Origin of the sequence: Streptomyces sp. I05A-00742, assembly GCF_013055795.1 — a bacterium.
Taxonomy (GTDB): Bacteria; Actinomycetota; Actinomycetes; order Streptomycetales; family Streptomycetaceae; genus Streptomyces.
This window is the reverse complement of sequence record NZ_JABETO010000011.1, coordinates 1-17,700: the sequence shown is the minus strand read 5'-3', so window position 1 is coordinate 17,700 and position 17,700 is coordinate 1. Positions and strand designations below refer to the sequence as shown.

General features: G+C 73.5%; 14 protein-coding genes and 1 pseudogene. 11 read left to right on the top strand and 4 right to left on the bottom strand.

The window, feature by feature from the left end:
• Positions 1-95: 95 nt before the first annotated feature.
• Both meaB and HN013_RS13255 read right to left on the bottom strand, forming a co-directional pair.
• On the bottom strand, positions 96-1,055 hold the full coding sequence (gene meaB, locus HN013_RS13260) for a methylmalonyl Co-A mutase-associated GTPase MeaB (protein WP_171166309.1): 960 nt from the start codon (positions 1,053-1,055) through the stop codon (positions 96-98).
• Positions 1,056-1,099: 44 nt separating this feature from the next.
• A complete protein-coding gene (locus HN013_RS13255; protein ID WP_171166442.1) occupies positions 1,100-2,275 on the bottom strand; it encodes an acetyl-CoA C-acetyltransferase in 1,176 nt (391 codons plus the stop codon).
• Positions 2,276-2,447: 172 nt separating this feature from the next.
• Between HN013_RS13255 and mce the strand changes: the two genes are divergently transcribed.
• The 8 genes from mce (at position 2,448) to HN013_RS13215 (ending at position 13,701) form a co-directional block, all read left to right on the top strand.
• Positions 2,448-2,888, top strand: coding sequence for a methylmalonyl-CoA epimerase (gene mce, locus HN013_RS13250; protein WP_171166308.1), 441 nt, complete (start codon positions 2,448-2,450; stop codon positions 2,886-2,888).
• Between the two features lie 171 nt (positions 2,889-3,059).
• A complete protein-coding gene (scy, locus tag HN013_RS13245; RefSeq protein WP_171166441.1) occupies positions 3,060-7,532 on the top strand; it encodes a polarized growth protein Scy in 4,473 nt (1,490 codons plus the stop codon).
• A 123-nt stretch (positions 7,533-7,655) separates the two neighbouring features.
• Positions 7,656-8,594, top strand: a complete 939-nt coding sequence (locus HN013_RS13240; RefSeq protein WP_171166307.1) for a cellulose-binding protein — start codon at positions 7,656-7,658, stop codon at positions 8,592-8,594.
• A gap of 202 nt (positions 8,595-8,796) precedes the next feature.
• Positions 8,797-9,780, top strand: coding sequence for an ABC transporter ATP-binding protein (locus HN013_RS13235; protein ID WP_171166306.1), 984 nt, complete (start codon positions 8,797-8,799; stop codon positions 9,778-9,780).
• Between the two features lie 2 nt (positions 9,781-9,782).
• On the top strand, positions 9,783-10,553 hold the full coding sequence (locus HN013_RS13230) for an ABC transporter permease (RefSeq protein ID WP_171166305.1): 771 nt from the start codon (positions 9,783-9,785) through the stop codon (positions 10,551-10,553).
• Between the two features lie 8 nt (positions 10,554-10,561).
• Positions 10,562-11,524, top strand: a complete 963-nt coding sequence (locus HN013_RS13225; protein WP_171166304.1) for a hypothetical protein — start codon at positions 10,562-10,564, stop codon at positions 11,522-11,524.
• Between the two features lie 117 nt (positions 11,525-11,641).
• Positions 11,642-12,796, top strand: coding sequence for an ABC transporter ATP-binding protein (locus tag HN013_RS13220; protein ID WP_171166303.1), 1,155 nt, complete (start codon positions 11,642-11,644; stop codon positions 12,794-12,796).
• Positions 12,793-13,701, top strand: a complete 909-nt coding sequence (locus tag HN013_RS13215) for an ABC transporter permease subunit (protein WP_171166302.1) — start codon at positions 12,793-12,795, stop codon at positions 13,699-13,701. The genes HN013_RS13220 and HN013_RS13215 overlap by 4 nt, the downstream gene beginning before the upstream one ends.
• Positions 13,702-13,726: 25 nt before the next feature.
• Here the strand turns inward: HN013_RS13215 and HN013_RS13210 are convergent, their stop codons facing one another.
• Positions 13,727-14,062, bottom strand: a complete 336-nt coding sequence (locus HN013_RS13210; RefSeq protein WP_171166301.1) for an ATP/GTP-binding protein — start codon at positions 14,060-14,062, stop codon at positions 13,727-13,729.
• Between the two features lie 204 nt (positions 14,063-14,266).
• Between HN013_RS13210 and HN013_RS13205 the strand changes: the two genes are divergently transcribed.
• On the top strand, positions 14,267-15,292 hold the full coding sequence (locus HN013_RS13205; RefSeq protein ID WP_171166300.1) for an LLM class flavin-dependent oxidoreductase: 1,026 nt from the start codon (positions 14,267-14,269) through the stop codon (positions 15,290-15,292).
• Positions 15,293-15,478: 186 nt separating this feature from the next.
• Here the strand turns inward: HN013_RS13205 and HN013_RS13200 are convergent, their stop codons facing one another.
• Positions 15,479-15,871, bottom strand: coding sequence for an SCO5389 family protein (locus HN013_RS13200; protein ID WP_171166299.1), 393 nt, complete (start codon positions 15,869-15,871; stop codon positions 15,479-15,481).
• 210 nt (positions 15,872-16,081) lie between these two features.
• Here HN013_RS13200 and nucS point away from each other — a divergent pair, with 210 nt between their 5' ends.
• Complete coding sequence (nucS, locus tag HN013_RS13195; protein ID WP_171166298.1) at positions 16,082-16,744, top strand: endonuclease NucS; 663 nt, start codon at positions 16,082-16,084, stop codon at positions 16,742-16,744.
• Positions 16,745-17,322: 578 nt separating this feature from the next.
• A pseudogene (locus tag HN013_RS32360) lies at positions 17,323-17,700 on the top strand (hypothetical protein); the annotation flags it as partial.

The following is a 17,700-nucleotide window of genomic DNA, read 5'->3' as shown; positions in this document are numbered from 1 at the left end:
GGACCGTTCATCCGGTCCGTCCGGAGACCTCGGGGCCGCTTGCCGGAAGCCGGGGGCACCCCCCGTCCCGACGGAGAAGGCCACCCCCCGTTCCGTCAACCCCGTTCCGTCAGCCCCGCCACCAGCTCGTCCGCCGCCGCGTACGGGTCCAGCGATCCGTCCAGCACCCGCGCCGCCAGGGCGCCCACGTCCCGGCCGCCCCGCAGGTCGCCGATGCGCGACCGCAGCGCCGTGACCGCGATGCGCTCGATCTCGTGCGCCACCCGGGCCGCGCGGCGCTCCGCGAGGGCGCCGTTCTCCTCCATCCAGGCCCGGTGCTTCTCCAGCGCCTCGACCACCTCGTCGGTGCCCTCGCCGCGGGCCGCCACGGTCTTGACGATGGGCGGCCGCCAGTCGCCGGGCCTGCGGGCCTCGCCCAGCCCCAGCATGTGGTTCAGCTCCCGGGCCGTCGCGTCCGCGCCGTCCCGGTCCGCCTTGTTGACCACGTAGACGTCGCCGATCTCCAGGATCCCGGCCTTCGCCGCCTGGATGCCGTCGCCCATGCCCGGGGCCAGCAGCACCACCGTGGTGTCCGCCTCGGAGGCGATCTCCACCTCGGACTGGCCCACGCCGACGGTCTCCACCAGCACCACGTCGCAGCCCGCCGCGTCCAGCACCCGGATCGCCTGCGGCGCGGCCCAGGCGAGGCCGCCCAAGTGCCCCCGGGTGGCCATCGAGCGGATATAGACGCCCGGGTCGGAGGCGTGCTCCGACATCCGCACCCGGTCGCCCAGCAGGGCGCCCCCGGAGAACGGCGACGACGGGTCGACGGCGAGCACCCCCACCCGCTTGCCCCGCTTCCGGTACGCGGAGACCAGGGCCGAGGTGGAGGTCGACTTGCCGACCCCCGGCGAGCCTGTGAGCCCGACGACGTAGGCGCCGCCGGTGAGCGGTGCCAGCGCCGCCATGACCTCGCGCAGCTGCGGGGACGCCCCCTCCACCAGCGAGATCAGCCGGGCGACGGCGCGCGGAGCGCCCGCCCGGGCCTGTTCGACCAGCGCGGTCACGTCCGCCATCGCCGCTCCTTCCGCAGTGCTCCGGTTCCGCAGTGGTCCGGCCGTCACTTGCCCGGCACGCGGACGATCAGGGCGTCGCCCTGCCCACCGCCGCCGCACAGCGCCGCCGCGCCGACGCCACCGCCGCGCCGCTTGAGCTCCAGGGCGAGGTGCAGCACCGTACGGGCGCCCGACATGCCGATGGGGTGGCCCAGCGCGATGGCCCCACCGTTGACGTTCACCTTTTCCGGCGATACCCCCAGATCCTTGATTGACTGCACAAGAACCGCCGCGAAAGCCTCATTGATCTCGATCAGGTCGAGATCGTCGACGGTCAGCCCCTCCTTGGACAGGGCGTGCCGGATCGCGTTGGACGGCTGGGAGTGCAGCGAGTTGTCCGGGCCGGCCACATTGCCGTGGGCGCCGATCTCGGCGATCCACTCCAGGCCCAGCTCCTCGGCCTTGGCCTTGCTCATCACGACCACGGCGGCGGCACCGTCGGAGATCTGCGAGGAGGTGCCCGCGGTGATCGTGCCGTCCTTGTGGAACGAGGGCCTGAGCCGGCCGAGGACCTCCACGGTGGTGTCCCCGCGGACGCCCTCGTCCTTGCTGAACAGGACCGGGTCGCCCTTGCGCTGCGGCACCTCGACGGGGGTGATCTCGGCGTCGAACAGACCGTTCTTCTGGGCGGCGGCGGCCCGCTGGTGGGAGCGCGCGCCGATCTCGTCCTGCGGGGCGCGGCCGATGCCCAGCCGGGTGTTGTGCTTCTCCGTCGACGCGCCCATGGCGATGTCCTCGAACGGGTCGGTGAGCCCGTCGTGCGCCATGGAGTCGAGCATCTCGATTGAGCCGTACTTGTAGCCCTCGCGGGACTTGGGCAGCAGGTGCGGGGCGTTGGTCATCGACTCCTGGCCGCCGGCCACCACGATCTCGAACTCACCCGCGCGGATGAGCTGGTCGGCCAGGGCGATGGCGTCAAGTCCCGACAGGCACACCTTGTTGACGGTCAGTGCGGGGACACTCATGGGGATGCCGCCCTTGACTGCCGCCTGGCGTGCGGGGATCTGCCCGGCGCCGGCCTGCAGCACCTGACCCATGATCACGTACTGGACCTGGTCACCGCCGATGCCCGCCCGGTCCAGCGCGGCCTTGATGGCGAAGCCGCCGAGATCGGACGCGGAGAAGGTCCGCAGCGAGCCGAGGAGCCGGCCCATGGGCGTCCGGGCGCCCGCGACGATCACGGAGGTGGTAGCGGTCGAACCGTTCGTACCAGACATGGACGGTGCTCCTTCGACGGAGGCGGTTAACGGTGGTTTCGTCAATGTACTGAGCGGTACTCCACTCGGTCACCGGGCGGCAGGTGTGATCGCGCGCACGTTGCGTAACCGCTCCGCGCGGCGGTGCACTGGACCCATGCTGACGCGCATCGACCACATCGGGATCGCCTGCTTCGACCTCGACACCACCGTCGAGTTCTACCGTGCCACGTACGGCTTCGAGGTGTTCCACACGGAGGTCAACGAGGAACAGGGTGTACGCGAGGCCATGCTGAAGATCAATGAGACGTCGGACGGCGGCGCCTCCTACCTCCAGCTCCTGGAACCCACCCGCGAGGACTCCGCGGTGGGCAAGTGGCTGGCGAAGAACGGCGAGGGCGTGCACCACATCGCGTTCGGCACCGCCGACGTGGACGCCGACGCCGCGGCCGTGCGCGACAAGGGCGTCCGCGTCCTCTACGACACCCCGCGCATCGGTTCGATGGGCTCGCGCATCACCTTCCTGCACCCCAAGGACTGCCACGGCGTCCTGACCGAACTGGTCACCTCGGCGCCCCGCCCGGCGGAGGAGCACTGACCCACACCTGTCCCCGGCCGGTAGAGTGCAGGTTCGGCCGGGGTACGGGTGGGGCCCGGCCCAGGCTGTGCCGATGATCTGACACCATTTCTTCGGAAGGGCGGGCTCCGGGTTCCACCACCACGCACGGGGCCGGCCACCGACGCGACCAGGGGACGGATGGACCGCGCAGTGCGGGGCTACGAGCGCCAGGACAGCCAGCGGGCTGAAACCGACCACCTCTCGCAATTCGAGGCCGAGATGGAGCGGCTGAAGAAGGAGCGGGAGAAGGCGGTCCAGCACGCCGACGACCTCGGCTACCAGGTCGAGGTGTTGCGCGCCAAGCTGCACGAGGCGCGGCGCACCCTCGCCCACCGTCCCGCCTATGACGCGGCCGGACTCGACTACCAGGCCGAACAATTGCTGCGCAACGCGCAGATCCAGGCCGACCAGCTGCGGACGGACGCCGAGCGCGAACTGCGCGAGGCCCGGGCCCAGACCCAGCGGCTGCTCCAGGAGCACGCCGAGCGGCAGGCCCGGATGGAGGCCGAGCTGCACGCCGAGGCGGTGGCCCGCCGCCAGCGGCTGGACGAGGAGCTCAACGAGCGCCGGGCGACCGTCGAGTCGCACGTCAACGAGAACGTCGCCTGGGCCGAACAGCTGCGCGCGCGCACCGACGCCCAGGCCCGCCGGCTGCTGGAGGAGTCCCGGGCCGAGGCCGAGCAGGCGCTGTCCGCGGCCCGTGCCGAGGCCCAGCGGCTCACCGAGCAGGCCCGCGCCCGGCTCGGCGCGGCCGCCGAGGACGCCCGCGCGGAAGCCGAAGCGATCCTGCGCCGGGCGCGCACGGACGCCGAGCGGCTGCTGACCGCCGCCTCCCAGCAGGCGCAGGAGGCCACCGACCACGCCGAGCAGCTGCGGACCGCGGCCGGTGCCGAGTCCGACCAGGCCAGGACGGCCTCCACCGAGCTGACCCGCGCCGCCGAGGCGCGGATGCAGGAGGCCGAGACGGCGCTGCGCGAGGCGCGGGCCGAGGCCGAGAAGGTCGTCGCCGAGGCCCGGCAGGCCGCCGCGGCGGCGCTGTCCGAGGCCGAGTCGGACAATGAGCAGCGCACCCGGACCACGCGCGCCGAGATCACCCGCCTGGTCAACGAGGCCACCAAGGAGGCCGAGGCGCTGCGCGCCGAGGCGCAGCAGCTGCGGGACGACGCGGCGGCGGAGGCCGAGCGGCTGCTGGCCGAGACGGCGGACCGGGCGCGCAGCGCCGCCGCCGAGGACTCGGCCGCCCAGCTGTCGAAGGCGGCGCGGACCGCCGAGGAGATGCTGTCCAAGGCGTCCGAGGACGCGCGGGCCACCACCAAGGCCGCGGCGGCCGAGGCGGAGCGCATCCGCAAGGAGGCGGAGACCGAGGCGGAGCGACTGCGGGCGCAGGCCGAGGAGTCGGCCGAGCAGCTCAAGGGCGCCGCGAAGGACGACACCAAGGAGTACCGCGCCAGGACCGTCGAGCTCCAGGAGGAGGCCCGGCGGCTGCGCGGCGAGGCGGAGCAGCTGCGCGCGGACGCCGTCGCCGAGGGCGAGAAGGTGCGGGCCGAGGCCCGCCGCGAGGCGCTCCAGCAGATCGAGGAGGCGGCGAAGACCGCCGAGGAGCTGCTGGCCGAGGCGAAGGCCGACGCGGCCGAGACCCGCTCGGGCGCGAGCGCCGAGAGCGAGAAGGTGCGGGCCGAGGCGGCCGAGCGCGCCGCCGCCCTGCGCAAGCAGGCCGAGGAGGCGCTGGAACGGGCCCGCACCGAGGCCGAGGAGATGGCCGAGGAGGCCGAGGACCACGCCGAGCGCACCCGGTCCGAGGCGGCCGAGACGGCCCGGCAGCTCCGCGAGGAGGCCGAGCGGGCCGCGGAGGCGCGGCGCGCGGAGGCCGCCGAGGAGCTGACCCGGCTGCACACCGAGGCCGAGCAGCGGGTCGAGGCCGCCGAGGGGGCGCTGCGCGAGGCCCGTACGGAGGCCGAGCGGCTGCGCAAGGAGGCGGCCGAGGAGACCGAGCGGCAGCGCACGGAGGCCGCGGAGCGGGTCCGGGCGCTGCGGGCGCAGGCCGAGGAGGAGGCCGAGCGGCTGCGGTCGGAGGCCGCCGAGGAGGCGGCCGCGGCCCGTGCCGAGGGCGAGGAGACCGGTTCGCGGCTGCGCGCCGAGGCGGCCGAGGAAGTGGAGCGGCTGCGGTCGGAGGCCCAGGAGGCCGCCGACCGGGTCCGGGCCGAGGCCAACGCGGCGGCGGAGCGCACGGCGGCGGAGGCCGCCGAGGCGCTGGCCGCGGCGCAGGAGGAGGCCGCGCGGCGCCGGCGCGAGGCCGAGGAGCTGCTGGGCGACGCCCGCGCGGAGGCGCAGGCGGAGCGTGAGGCGGCGCGTGAGCAGAGCGAGGAGCTGCTGGCGTCGGCGCGCAAGCGGGTCGCGGAGGCGCAGGAGGAGGCCCTGCGCCTGGTCGCGGAGGCCGAGCGGCGGGCCGCCGAGCTGGTGGGCGCGGCGGAGCAGACGGCCCAGCAGGTCCGGGAGTCCGTCGCCGGTCTGCACGAGCAGGCCGAGGAGGAGATCGCCGGGCTGCGGTCGGCGGCCGAGCACAGTGCCGAACGGACCGTCAACGAGGCGCAGGAGGAGGCGGACCGGGTCCGCGCCGAGGCGTACGCGGAGCGCGAGGGCGCCCGCGAGGACGCGGTGCGCATCCGCGCCGAGGCCCAGTCGGCGTCGGAGGCGGCCCGGGAGCTGGCCGAGCGCACGGTCGAGGAGGCGATCGCCGAGGGCGACCGTGTCCGGGCGGAGGCCTCCCGGGTGCTGGAGGAGGCTCGCGAGGCGGCGAACAAGCGCCGGTCGGACGCCGCCGAGCAGGCGGACGCGCTGGTCGCGGAGGCCACGTCGGAGGCCGAGCGGCTGCGCGCGGACGCGGGCCGGGCGCTGGACGAGGCGGAGGAGGCCGCCGAGGCGGAGCGCGCCCAGGCGGCGGCCGACGCCGAGCGGCTGCGGGCCGAGGCGACGCGCCTGGTGGACGAGGCGCGGGACGCGGCGGACGCCCACCGGGTGGAGGCCGCGCAGCAGGCGGACGAGCTGATCGCCAAGGCGACGGCGGAGGCCGAGCGGCTGGTCACGGACGCGTCCGCGCGGGCGCAGCAGATGCGTACCGACGCCTCGGACGCGCTGGCGTCGGCCGAGCAGGACGCGGCGCGGGCGCGGGCCGAGGCCCGCGAGGACGCGAACAAGATGCGGGCGGACGGCCGTGCGGAGGCCGAACGGATCGTCAACGAGGCCGCGGAGCTGACCTCTTCGGCGCAGGACGACGCCGACCGCATCGTGGACGAGGCGCGCGAGGCGGCCAACAAGCGCCGGTCGGAGGCCGCTCAGCAGGCCGACGAGCTGATCGCCGAGGCGCGGGCCGAGGCCGAGCGGATGGCCGCCGAGGCCGCGCGCACGGCCGAGGAGGCCCGCGAGGCGGCGGCCGCGCACCGCGCGGAGACGGCGGCGGAGGCCGAGCGGACGCTGGCGGACGCCCAGGCCGAGGCCGAGCGGGTGCGGGCCGACGCGGCCGAGGCGCTGGAGACGGCCCGCCAGGAGGCCGCCAGGACCGCGGACGAGGCCCGGGAGGCGGCGGCGCGGCGGCGCACCGAGGCGGCGCGGCAGGCGGACGAGCTGGTCGCCGAGGCGACCGCGGAGGCCGAGCGGATGGCCACCGAGGCGCGGACCGCCCTGGCCGCCGCCCAGGAGAACGCCAACAGCACGCGGGCGGACTCGGCGAAGGTCAAGGCGGACGCCGTGCTGGAGGCCGAGCGGCTGCGCGCGGAGGCGCGGGACGACGCCGAGCGGACGGTGGACGAGGCGCGGGACGCCGCGGCCCAGCGCCGCACGGAGGCCGCCGAGCAGGCGGACGCGCTGGTCGCCAAGGCCCGGGAGGAGGCAGTGAAGACCGCCGCCGCGGCCGAGGAGCAGGCGGACACCATGGTCGGCGCCGCCCGCCGGGAGGCCGAGCGGATCGTCGCCGAGGCCACCGGCGAGGGCAACGCGCTGGTGGAGCAGGCCCGTACGGACGCCGACACCCTGCTGGCCGAGGCCCGTAAGGACGCGACCGCCATAAGGGAGCGCACGGACGAGCTGCGGGCGCGGATCGAGGCCGAGGTCGAGGAACTGCACGACCGGGCGCGCCGGGAGGCCGCGGAGGCCATGCAGTCGGCCGGCGAGCGCTGCGACAAGCTCGTCGCGGCGGCGACCGAACAGCTGGCGGAGGCCGAGGAGAAGGCGAAGCAGCTGCTGTCCGACGCCAGTGGCGAGGCGAACAAGGTCCGGGTCGCCGCGGTGAAGAAGGCCGAGGGACTGCTGAAGGAGGCGGAGCAGAAGAAGGCCGCCGCCGTGCGGGACGCCGAGCAGCTGCGCGGCGAGGCCGTACGCGAGTCGGAGCGCCTGCGCACCGAGGCCGAGCAGGAGGCTCAGCGCCTGGTCGAGGGCGGCAGGACGGAGTTGGAGGCGCTGGTTCGGCGCCGCAAGGACATCAACGCGGAGATTTCCCGTGTCCAGGACGTGTTGGAGGCGTTGGAATCATTTGAGTCCCCCGGGGCAAGCGGCTCCAAGGAGGGCGGGGTGAAGGCGACGGCGGGTGCCGGCGCTACTCGTTCGGGTGGCAAGCAAGCACAGAAGTAGCCACTCATTCGAGGGGAGAAATTCCCAATCCGCCAACCCAGTAACAGGATCTGCTCCATGAGACGCCGCTCACCGCCCTAGGATTCCCTTATCACCTCACCGGTCTCTTTCGACAGGAACCCCATGAGCGACACTTCCTCCCCCTTCGGCTTCGAGCTCGTGCGGCGTGGATACGACCGCGGCCAGGTGGACGACCGCATTACCAAGCTCGTCGCCGACCGTGACAGCGCACTGGCCCGGATCACCTCTCTGGAAAAGCGCATCGAGGAGTTGCACCTCGAAACGCAGAACGCCCAGGCCCAGATCAATGACGCGGAACCGTCGTACGCGGGGCTCGGGGCGCGGGTCGAGAAGATCCTCCGGCTGGCCGAGGAAGAGGCCAAGGACCTGCGTGAGGAGGCCCGCCGGGCGGCGGAGCAGCACCGTGAGCTGGCGGAGTCGGCGGCGCAGCAAGTGCGCAACGACGCCGAGTCGTTCGCCTCCGACCGCAAGGCCAAGGCGGAGGACGAGGGCGCGCGGATCGTCGAGAAGGCCAAGGGTGACGCCTCGACGCTGCGGGCCGAGGCACAGAAGGACGCGCAGTCCAAGCGCGAGGAGGCGGACGCCCTCTTCGAGGAGACCCGCGCCAAGGCGGCCCAGGCGGCGGCCGATTTCGAGACCAACCTGGCCAAGCGCCGCGAGCAGTCCGAGCGCGACCTCGCCTCGCGCCAGGCGAAGGCGGAGAAGCGGCTGGCGGAGATCGAGCACCGCGCCGAGCAGCTGCGGCTGGAGGCCGAGAAGCTGCGGACGGACGCGGAGCGCCGGGCCCGGCAGACGGTGGAGACCGCGCAGCGCCAGGCCGAGGACATCGTGGCCGACGCCAATGCCAAGGCGGACCGTATCCGCAGCGAGTCCGAGCGCGAGCTGGCGGCGCTCACCAACCGCCGCGACAGCATCAACGCCCAGCTCACCAACGTCCGCGAGATGCTGGCCACGCTGACCGGTGCCGCGGTGGCCGCGGCCGGTGTGCCCGGTGACGACGAGCCGATCTCGCGCGGCGTTCCGGCCCAGCAGAGCCGCTGAACCCGCGGCTCACCGGCGGCGGACCACCACAGACAGCAGTACCCAGCACCACATTCGTTCGGGGGATCCCGCGCTCAGCGCGTCGTGGCCGTCCGAGGATCCGGAGGCGGCCCACGGCGCGCTGACGTGTCCCGACGGGCCCGTGCCTCCGGACAGCGCCCTTCCGGTGGCGGCGCTCCCCGCCCGCCCGTACCGTGAATGAATGATCGAGCTGGAGGGTCTGACCAAGCGCTACGGCGACAAGCTCGCCGTCGATCAACTCACCTGCACCGTCCGCCCCGGCATCGTCACGGGCTTCCTCGGCCCCAATGGCGCCGGCAAGTCGACCACGATGCGGATGATGCTTGACCTCGACAACCCCACCAGCGGCACGGTCCGCATCGACGGCCGGCACTACCGGCAACTGCACAACCCCCTGCGAACGGTGGGGGCCCTGCTGGACGCCAAGGCGATCCATGGCGGGCGCAGCGCCTACAACCATCTCCTGTGTCTGGCGCAGAGCAATGGGATCCCGTCCGCCCGGGTGCGCGAGGTGCTGGACACGGTCGGCCTCTCGTCGGTCGCGAAGAAGCGTTCGAAGGGCTTCTCGCTCGGTATGGGCCAGCGGCTCGGCATCGCGGCCGCGCTCCTCGGCGACCCCCGGATCCTGATGTTCGACGAACCCGTCAACGGGCTGGACCCGGAGGGCATCCACTGGATCCGGACGCTGATGAAGGGGCTGGCCGCCCAGGGCCGCACGGTCTTCGTCTCCTCGCACCTGATGAGCGAGATGGCGCTCACCGCCGAGCACCTGATCGTCATCGGCCAGGGCCGGCTGCTCGCCGACACCACCATGGCCGAGTTCATCGCGCAGAACTCCCGTTCCTATGTGCGGATGCGCTCGCCCGACCACGAGCGGCTGCGGGACGTGCTCTCGGGCGCCGGGATCGCCGCCGCGCCGGGCCCGGAGGGCGCCCTGGAGGTGACCGGCGAGGACGCCGCGCACCTGGGCGAGCTGGCGGCGCGGCATCAGATCGTGCTGCACGAGCTGAGCCCGCAGCAGGCCTCGCTGGAGGAGGCGTTCATGCAGCTGACGGCCGGTTCGGTGGAGTACCACGCACACGCCGGGCCCGAGCAGGCGCCGGCGGCGTCGCCGGCGGCGGAGCAGCCGTCCTGGGGTGCCGGATGGCGCGGGAAGGAATCCTGATCATGGCGGTGGTGACACAGGTCCTGCGATCGGAATGGACGAAGATCAAATCCGTCCGCTCCACGGTGTGGACGCTCGGCATCGGCGTACTGGTCACCGTCGCTCTCGGCGCCCTGATCAGCGCACTCGCGAAGAACGACTTCGAAAATCTCTCGGCGGAGGACCGCTTCACCTTCGACCCGACATTCATCAGTTTCGCGGGGATGGGACTCGGTCAGCTGGCTTTGATCGTTTTCGGGGTATTGGTGGTCGCCAATGAATACAGCACCGGAATGATCCGGACATCGCTGGCCGCCGTTCCGCAGCGCGGGGTCTTTCTCTTCAGCAAGATCGCCATTGCTTCGGCGCTTGCCCTGGTCGTGGGCATGATCACCAGCTTTCTGACCTTTTTCGTCGGCCAGGCGATGCTCGGCGACCACGGCGCCCACCTCGGCGACCCGGGCGTGCTCCGCGCCGTGCTCGGCGGCGGGCTGTACATGGCGCTGATCACGATGTTCTCGATGGGGGTGGCGGCGATGCTGCGCAGCCCCATGCTCTCGCTCGGCGTCCTGATGCCGTTCTTCTTCCTGATCTCCAGCATCCTGGCCGGGGTCTCCGCCACCAAGAAGGTCGGCGAGTACCTGCCCGACAAGGCCGGGCAGAAGGTCATGCAGGTCGTCCTGGTGAACGACGACGCGCCGTACGGGCCGTGGGGAGGCTTCGCGATCATGGTGCTGTGGGTGGCCGCCGCCCTGCTGGGCGGGTACGTCGTGCTCAAGAAGCGCGACGCGTAGCCCCGGCGATGTGCCGGACCCTGCGCGCCCTCGGCCTGGACGCCGTGCCGTTCCGGCGTCCCCTGGAGTACCCGGGCCGCCCGGCCCCGGAGCCGTGCCTGCTGCTGGAGACGGAGCTGCTGGCGCTGCGGGCCGCCCCGGCCCGGCCGCTCGGGGCGTGGCCGGTCGTCGACGGCGGCCGGTATCCCGGATCCGTCGTCGACGGCGAACCGCGCTCCGGGCCCGTCGTCGACGGCGGGCCGCACCCCGGATCCGTAGCCGACGACGGCCCGTCCCCCGGGCGGCCGGACGGGACCGGGCCGGAGCTCGACGCCCTGCTGACCGCCCTCGGCCGGACCGTCACCGGCCGCCGCCACCCCGTACTGGCCGTCGGCTCCAACGCGTCCCCCGCCCAGGTGGGCCACAAGCTGGCCGGGTGCGGACTGCCCGCCGCCGTGCCCATGGTCCCGGTCACCGTCTGCGGCATCGGCGTGGGCTGCTCGGCACACATCGGCCGGGCCGGCTACGTGGCCGCCGCGCCCTACGCCGACCCGGACGCCGAGCGCCGGCTGGTGGTCAGCTGGCTGGACCCGGCGCAGCTGGCCGCCGTGGACGCCTCCGAGCTGCACTACCGGCGGGTCCTGCTGCCCGGGGCGGCGTTCCCGATGACCATGCCGTCGGGCGAACGGCTGGGCGGCGCCTACCTCTACGTATCGCACCACGGCGTACTGCTGGACCCCGCCACCGGTCGCCCGCGCCCCGGCGCGGGCGACCAGGGCGCGCTGCTGTCGGCGCTGCTGCGCTCCTCGGACCGGCTGGGCGCCCTGCTGGGCCCCGACCCGCACACCTGGACCGAGCGGGCGCGTGCCGAGGAGGCGGTCCGGGCGGAGGGCGCCAGGATCTTCCGCGAGGAGGGCTGGGTACGCACGGAGGGCGAGCTTCCACCGCCTTCCGGATCAGGTGATCTGTGTCACGCCGAGCTCTCTTCCTGACCATATTCACCGAAGTTCCGGACCCCGCACCAGCATTCCGTGGAACCGTCAACCCCTCGCTATCCTCCTTACCCGAACGAGGGGCTCCAGCCCCGACCATCTCGCGAGGGGCGGAGAATGATCGAGGCAGTCGGCCTGACGAAGCGCTACGGCGCCAAGACGGCCGTGCACAACCTGAACTTCCGGGTGCGGCCGGGCGCCGTCACCGGCTTCCTGGGCCCCAACGGCTCCGGAAAGTCCACGACCATGCGCATGATCCTGGGTCTGGACGTGCCGACCGCCGGCCGGGTCACCATCGGTGGCCGCCCCTACCGGGAGCTGCCCAACGCCGCCCGCCAGGTCGGCGCGCTGATAGACGCCAAGGCCGTGCACGGCGGGCGCAGCGCCTACAACCATCTGCTCGCCCTCGCGCAGCTGGCCGGCATCCCGCGCGCCCGGGTGGACGAGGTGCTGGGCGTAGTGGGCCTGCACGGCGTGGCCAAGCAGCGGTCCCGGGGCTTCTCGCTCGGCATGGGCCAGCGGCTGGGCATCGCCGCGGCGCTCCTCGGCGACCCTCAGGTGCTGCTGTTCGACGAGCCCGTGAACGGCCTGGACCCCGAGGGCATCCTGTGGGTCCGCAACCTGATGAAGCGGCTGGCCGCCGAGGGCCGGACGGTCTTCGTCTCGTCGCACCTGATGAGTGAGATGGCGCTCACCGCGGACCACCTGATCGTCATCGGCCGGGGGCAGCTGCTCGCGGACATGAGCGTCCAGGACTTCATCGCGGCCAACTCGGCCGGCTTCGCCCGCGTCCGCACCCCCGACACGGCACCGGAGGGGCGCGACAAGCTCACCACCGCGCTGGTCGAGGCGGGCGGCCAGGTGCTGCCCGAGCCGGACGGCGCCCTGCGCGTCACCGGCCTGGAGCTGCCCCGGATCAGCGACATCGCCCACGAGTCCGACATCCGCCTCTGGGAGCTCTCGCCGCACCAGGCGTCCCTGGAGGAGGCGTACATGCGGATGACGCAGGGCGCCGTCGACTACCGCTCGACCCAGGATCCCCGGGCCGGCTTCCAGCAGCCCGCCCCCGGGTACGCGATGCCGGGCGCCGCGCCCGCGCCGCAGGGGTGGAACGGGCAGCACGGCTACCCGGTGCTGCCGGGCGAGCAGCCCAATCCGTACGCCCAGCAGCCGCCCGTCCCGCAGCAGCCGGCGGCGCCGCCCGGCGGGCCGTTCGACGCCTACTCAGCACCCGCCGACCTGACCAAGCGCGACACCGAGGACGCCCGATGACCACCCCGACGACCCCCCAGCATCCGGCGCCCCCGCAGGCCGCGCCGCAGCACCCCGGTCAAGGTCCCGACCGGCCGCACTGGCCCGGCCAGGCGGGCCCGGGCGGATACGTCTCCCCGATCCCGGTCCGCCGGGCGACCCTCGGGGACGCCCTCACGGCGGAGTGGACGAAGATCAGGAGCCTGCGGTCCACGATGTGGACGCTGGGCACGATGCTCGTGATCGTCATCGGCCTGGGCCTGACGCTGTCCCTCGTCGCCTACAACTTCTCCAAGGACGAGACCGCCACCGGCGAGGACGTGATGGGCCTGGGCGCCGTCGGCGTGCTGCTCGGCATGATCCCCGTCCTCACCCTGGGCGTGCTGACGATCTCCTCCGAGTACGGCACCGGGCTGATCAGGACCACGCTGACCGCCTGCCCCAGCCGCTCCCGGGTGCTGGCGGCGAAGGCGATCGTGTTCGCCGCCCTGACCTTTGTGACCACGCTGGTCGCGACGCTCCTCGTCTCGCTGATCAGTGCCGCGCTGCTGAGCGACCGGGTCCCGGACGGCATCGGGGCCGGCGCGTGGTTCAAGGCGACCGTCGGCAGCAGCATCTACGTGGCGCTGGCGGGGCTGCTGGCCCTCGCCGTGGGCACGATGCTGCGGCACTCCGCGGGTGCGATCACCGGCATGCTGGGCCTGGTGCTGCTCCCGCCGCTGCTGGCGCTGTTCCTCCAGTCCGACGCCGTGCAGAAGATCGGCGAGGTGCTCGTCAAGTACTCGATCCCCATGCAGCTCTTCACCCTCTACGGCGCGGAGGTGGACTCGGGCCCCACCGGCTGGGATCCACTGTGGATCATGCTCGCCCTCGCCGCGGTCGCCACCGCCGGCGCCCATCTGGTGATCAACAAGCGGGACGCCTGACCGGCTTGAGGGATCCGCGGCACGATCAGTACCGCGGTGCGTTGCGGGACCGCTGGAGCCGGGCGCTCCGGCGGTCCCTCGCGTTCCAGCAGGCCTTGTGCCAGTGGCGCCGGTCCTCGACCCCCGCGCCGTACTGCGGCCACACCACCAGGTGCGGCACCCCGGGCGGGATCTCCTGGTCGCAGCCGGGGCACCGGTAGTGCTTGGCGGCCGACCCGCCGCCGATCATGCGGACCGACCAGTCCTCGCCCTGCCAGCTCTCCGTCTGCTCCAGGCCGTAACGCACGCCGCCCTCATGCCGGGCGGGCTCGACGGCTTGACTGAAGGCGCCGCCTCGCGGGCGGTTTCGGCGCGGGGACACGGGTTCACCTCGGAGGTCGGGAGAGCTACGGGCTGTGACCAGGGTACGCGTCACGGTCACCGCCCCGGCCGGGTGTACCCCTGCCCTACCCAGCCACCCCCTCCGATCATCATGAAAACTTCCTGAACCCCCGTACCTCACGGCCCGTGTCGGGCGTTATTGCCACCGGGGGGTCGCGTCGGTCGCGCAGGAAGGTGCACGAGCATGCGCGTTGGAGCGTTCGTCCTGGCCGCCCAGTTCCCGGGCCAGGGCCATGGAGAGGCGCTGTACCGGGCGGTACGGGCGGCGGAGGTCGCCGAGGAGGCCGGACTGGACGCGGTCTGGCTGGCCGAGCACCACTTCGTCCCCTACGGCGTCTGCCCCTCGGCGGTGACGTTGGCCGCGCTGCTCCTGGGGCGTACCCGCCGGATCCGGGTGGGCACGGCGGTGAGCGTCCTGCCGACCACCCACCCCGTCACCCTCGGCGAGCAGACGGCGTTGCTCCACATCACCTCGGGCGGCCGGTTCACCCTCGGGGTGGGCCGCGGCGGGCCGTGGGTGGACCTGGAAGTGTTCAACTCGGGCCTCCAGGCTTACGAAGAAGCGTTTCCTGAATCCCTCGAACTGCTGATGCGCTGGCTCCGCGAGCCCCGCGTCGGCGCCTCGGGGGAACGGTTCTCCTTCCGCGAGGTGCCCGTGGTGCCCCGGCCGGACGAGCTGCTGGACCACCCGGGGCCGCCCGTGCTGGTCGCCTGCACCTCGCCCGCCGGCGTACGGCTGGCCGCCCGGCACGGGCTCCCCATGCTGCTCGGTATGCACAGTGCCGACGAGGAGAAGGCCGAGATGGTGGCCCTGTGGCGCAAGTGCGCCCTGGAGGCCGGGAGTTCACCGGAGGAGGTCGCGGCCGCCCCACATGTGGCGGCGGGCGTGGTGCAGATCGCGGACCGCCGTCAGGAGGCGGCGGAGACCCTGCTGAAGGCGATGCCCGGCTGGTTCCACCAGGGGCTCGGGGCGCACGTCACGGTCGACGGCCGGGCACGGCGGATGCGGGACCCGCTGGAGTACACGGAGCTGCTCTGCACCCTCCACCCGGTGGGCCCGCCGCGGCTGTGCGCCGACCGCCTGGCGGCCACCGCGGAACGGACCGGCGTACGCGGTTTCGCGCTGCTGGCCGAGGGCTCGGGGGACCTCGCGGCCACCGAGGAGAACCTGCGGCGGCTGGGCTCGGAGGTCCTGCCACTGGTCCGCTGACCCGCCGGTCGGGACGGAGCCGCCCGGGTCACGGTCTTTGGCCGTTTCCCATGGGGTCCCCGCGGGTTTCCGGGGGCCCGGGGCGGCCCGCGCCGGCCCCGGCCCGCTCCCCGGCCACAGGCCCCGGGGAGCTGCCGCCCCCGTACCGATACGCACCCCCGCATGCGGAGCGGCAGCAGCGCCGGTTCAGCAGTCGCGCAGCTCGGGCGACTGGTTGAGCACCTGGCCCCGCACGGAGGTGAAGCGGGCCAGCCGTGTGTCCGCCGAGGCGTCGACCGGGAAGACCGCGACCCGGTGGCAGTTCTGGAACGCCAGCCGGACCCCGAAGTGCCGCTGGAGCGCACCGCGGATCGCATCGCTCGCCAGGGCCCGCAGGAGCTGCCCGCGCGCCTTCTCGTCCGGCGGCGGGGTGCGGTTGTCGGCGAACTCACCGCCGTCGACCTGGAGCTGTGCCACCAGCGAGCTGATCATCTCCCATGCGTAGGGCAGGGAGTTCCGGACGCAGTCGACGAATGCCTCTTCGTCGACCTCGCCTCGCTCGGCCTGTTCAAGGAGGGCCGGTGAGACGTCGAGCGACATGGGTTCTCCTCTCGCGACCCCGCCGGGCGGGGTCTTGGGGGTGGGCGAGCGGACGACGACGCCCTGTGCCCGTACGACGACCGCCCGCTTCAACGGTAATCCGGCCACTGCTGCCCCACCAGGAGAACGCACCTACAACTGGCCATCGGCGAAGGGGCCCATCCAGGGCGAATCGCGTCCGGTGCCGGGAGTCGAGTAGCGTGGCTCACCATGCGTCTCGTCATCGCCCGTTGCTCCGTGGACTACGCCGGCCGGCTCACCGCCCACCTGCCGTCCGCCCCCCGTCTGATCCTCGTCAAGGCCGACGGCAGTGTCTCGATCCACGCGGACGACCGGGCCTACAAGCCCCTCAACTGGATGTCCCCGCCCTGCACCCTCAAGGAGGGCGACGGCGACATCTGGACCGTGATCAACAAGGCGGGCGAGAAGCTCATCATCACCATGGAGGAAGTCCTCCACGACTCCTCCCACGAGCTCGGCGTCGATCCCGGCCTCATCAAGGACGGCGTGGAAGCGCACCTCCAGGAGCTCCTCGCCGACCGCATCGAGACCCTCGGCGAGGGCTACACCCTCATCCGCCGCGAGTACCCCACCGCCATCGGCCCCGTCGACATCCTCTGCCGCGACGCCGACGGGCAGACCGTCGCCGTCGAGCTCAAGCGCCGCGGCGAGATCGACGGCGTCGAACAGCTCACCCGCTACCTCGAACTCCTCAACCGCGACCCCCACCTCGCGCCTGTCCGCGGCATCTTCGCCGCCCAGGAGATCAAGCCGCAGGCTCGCGTGCTCGCCACTGACCGGGGTATCGGGTGCGTCGTCCTCGACTACAACGCGTTGCGCGGGATCGAGGACGACAAGTTGCGGCTGTTCTGAGCGGGGGGCTGCCCTGCGGGCGGCTGTGCCCCGGACCCGCCCTTTCACCGTTTCTGCGGGGGGTGCCCCGCGCCCCCTTTGAAACCGCGCTCCGCGCGGTTGTCCTCAAACGCCGGACGGGCTGAATAGCCCGTCCGGCGTTTGAGGACGCGCGCCGCAGGCGCGCTCAGGGGGTGCGGGGGCTTGCCCTCGCAAGAAACGGTGAAAGGGCGGGACCGGGGCACCTCTCACCCCGACGGCTTCACCGTCCCCGGCCCACTCCCGGCCCCCGTGGACCCACCGCCACCCGAAGGCGAAGACGGCGGCGACGGCGAAGGCGTAACCGGCGGCTGAGTCGGCGGCTTAGGACTCGGCTCCGCGGGCGGAGACGGCTTCGGCGACTCCCCACCCCCAGGCGACCGCGTCCCACTCGGCTGCCCACCCGGCGACCGGCTCGCCGAAGGAGACCCACCGGGCGAGGCACTGCCCGACGGAGACGGCGAGGTGCTGCCGGAGGGCGTCCCCGAGGGCGTGGGCGTCCGCCCGGGAGCACCGGTCCGCCCAGGGCTCGCGGGCCGCCCGGGAAGCCGTGCCGGATCGTGACCACCGGCCGCCGGATGGTCCGCGGTCAGATCCGGCTCGCCGTCCTGACGGGAGGTGGACCGGTCCGGCTTGACCCCGTCCTGGTCGCCGCTGTCCGGGGCGCCGTGCCCGGAGGACGTACCCAGCGAGACGACGGTGCCGAGCACGGCGGCGAGCACCACACCCGCGCCGGCGGCGGCGAGGTTCCGGCGCCCGCCCCCGGCCATGAGCTTCTGAACCCAGGCCTGCGGCCCACCGGGGCGCTTGCCGGGCGCCGGAGGCGCACCGGAGCCCGCGCCGGAGCGCGGCGCGGGGACCCGCCCGAGGGCGGCGGTGGTGACGCCGTCGGGGTCGGCGGCCGCGAAGGCCGCGGGCGGCGTGGCGGACTGCTCGCT

What these genes read in the sequence shown, in the direction of transcription:
- HN013_RS13200 (WP_171166299.1), bottom strand. Translation starts at nt 15,871, where the DNA reads ATGTCGCTCGACGTCTCACCGGCCCTCCTTGAACAGGCCGAGCGAGGC.
- meaB (WP_171166309.1), bottom strand. Translation starts at nt 1,055, where the DNA reads ATGGCGGACGTGACCGCGCTGGTCGAACAGGCCCGGGCGGGCGCTCCG.
- mce (WP_171166308.1), top strand. Translation starts at nt 2,448, where the DNA reads ATGCTGACGCGCATCGACCACATCGGGATCGCCTGCTTCGACCTCGAC.
- HN013_RS13215 (WP_171166302.1), top strand. Translation starts at nt 12,793, where the DNA reads ATGACCACCCCGACGACCCCCCAGCATCCGGCGCCCCCGCAGGCCGCG.
- HN013_RS13240 (WP_171166307.1), top strand. Translation starts at nt 7,656, where the DNA reads ATGAGCGACACTTCCTCCCCCTTCGGCTTCGAGCTCGTGCGGCGTGGA.
- HN013_RS13230 (WP_171166305.1), top strand. Translation starts at nt 9,783, where the DNA reads ATGGCGGTGGTGACACAGGTCCTGCGATCGGAATGGACGAAGATCAAA.
- HN013_RS13205 (WP_171166300.1), top strand. Translation starts at nt 14,267, where the DNA reads ATGCGCGTTGGAGCGTTCGTCCTGGCCGCCCAGTTCCCGGGCCAGGGC.
- HN013_RS13220 (WP_171166303.1), top strand. Translation starts at nt 11,642, where the DNA reads ATGATCGAGGCAGTCGGCCTGACGAAGCGCTACGGCGCCAAGACGGCC.
- HN013_RS13235 (WP_171166306.1), top strand. Translation starts at nt 8,797, where the DNA reads ATGATCGAGCTGGAGGGTCTGACCAAGCGCTACGGCGACAAGCTCGCC.
- HN013_RS13225 (WP_171166304.1), top strand. Translation starts at nt 10,562, where the DNA reads ATGTGCCGGACCCTGCGCGCCCTCGGCCTGGACGCCGTGCCGTTCCGG.
- nucS (WP_171166298.1), top strand. Translation starts at nt 16,082, where the DNA reads ATGCGTCTCGTCATCGCCCGTTGCTCCGTGGACTACGCCGGCCGGCTC.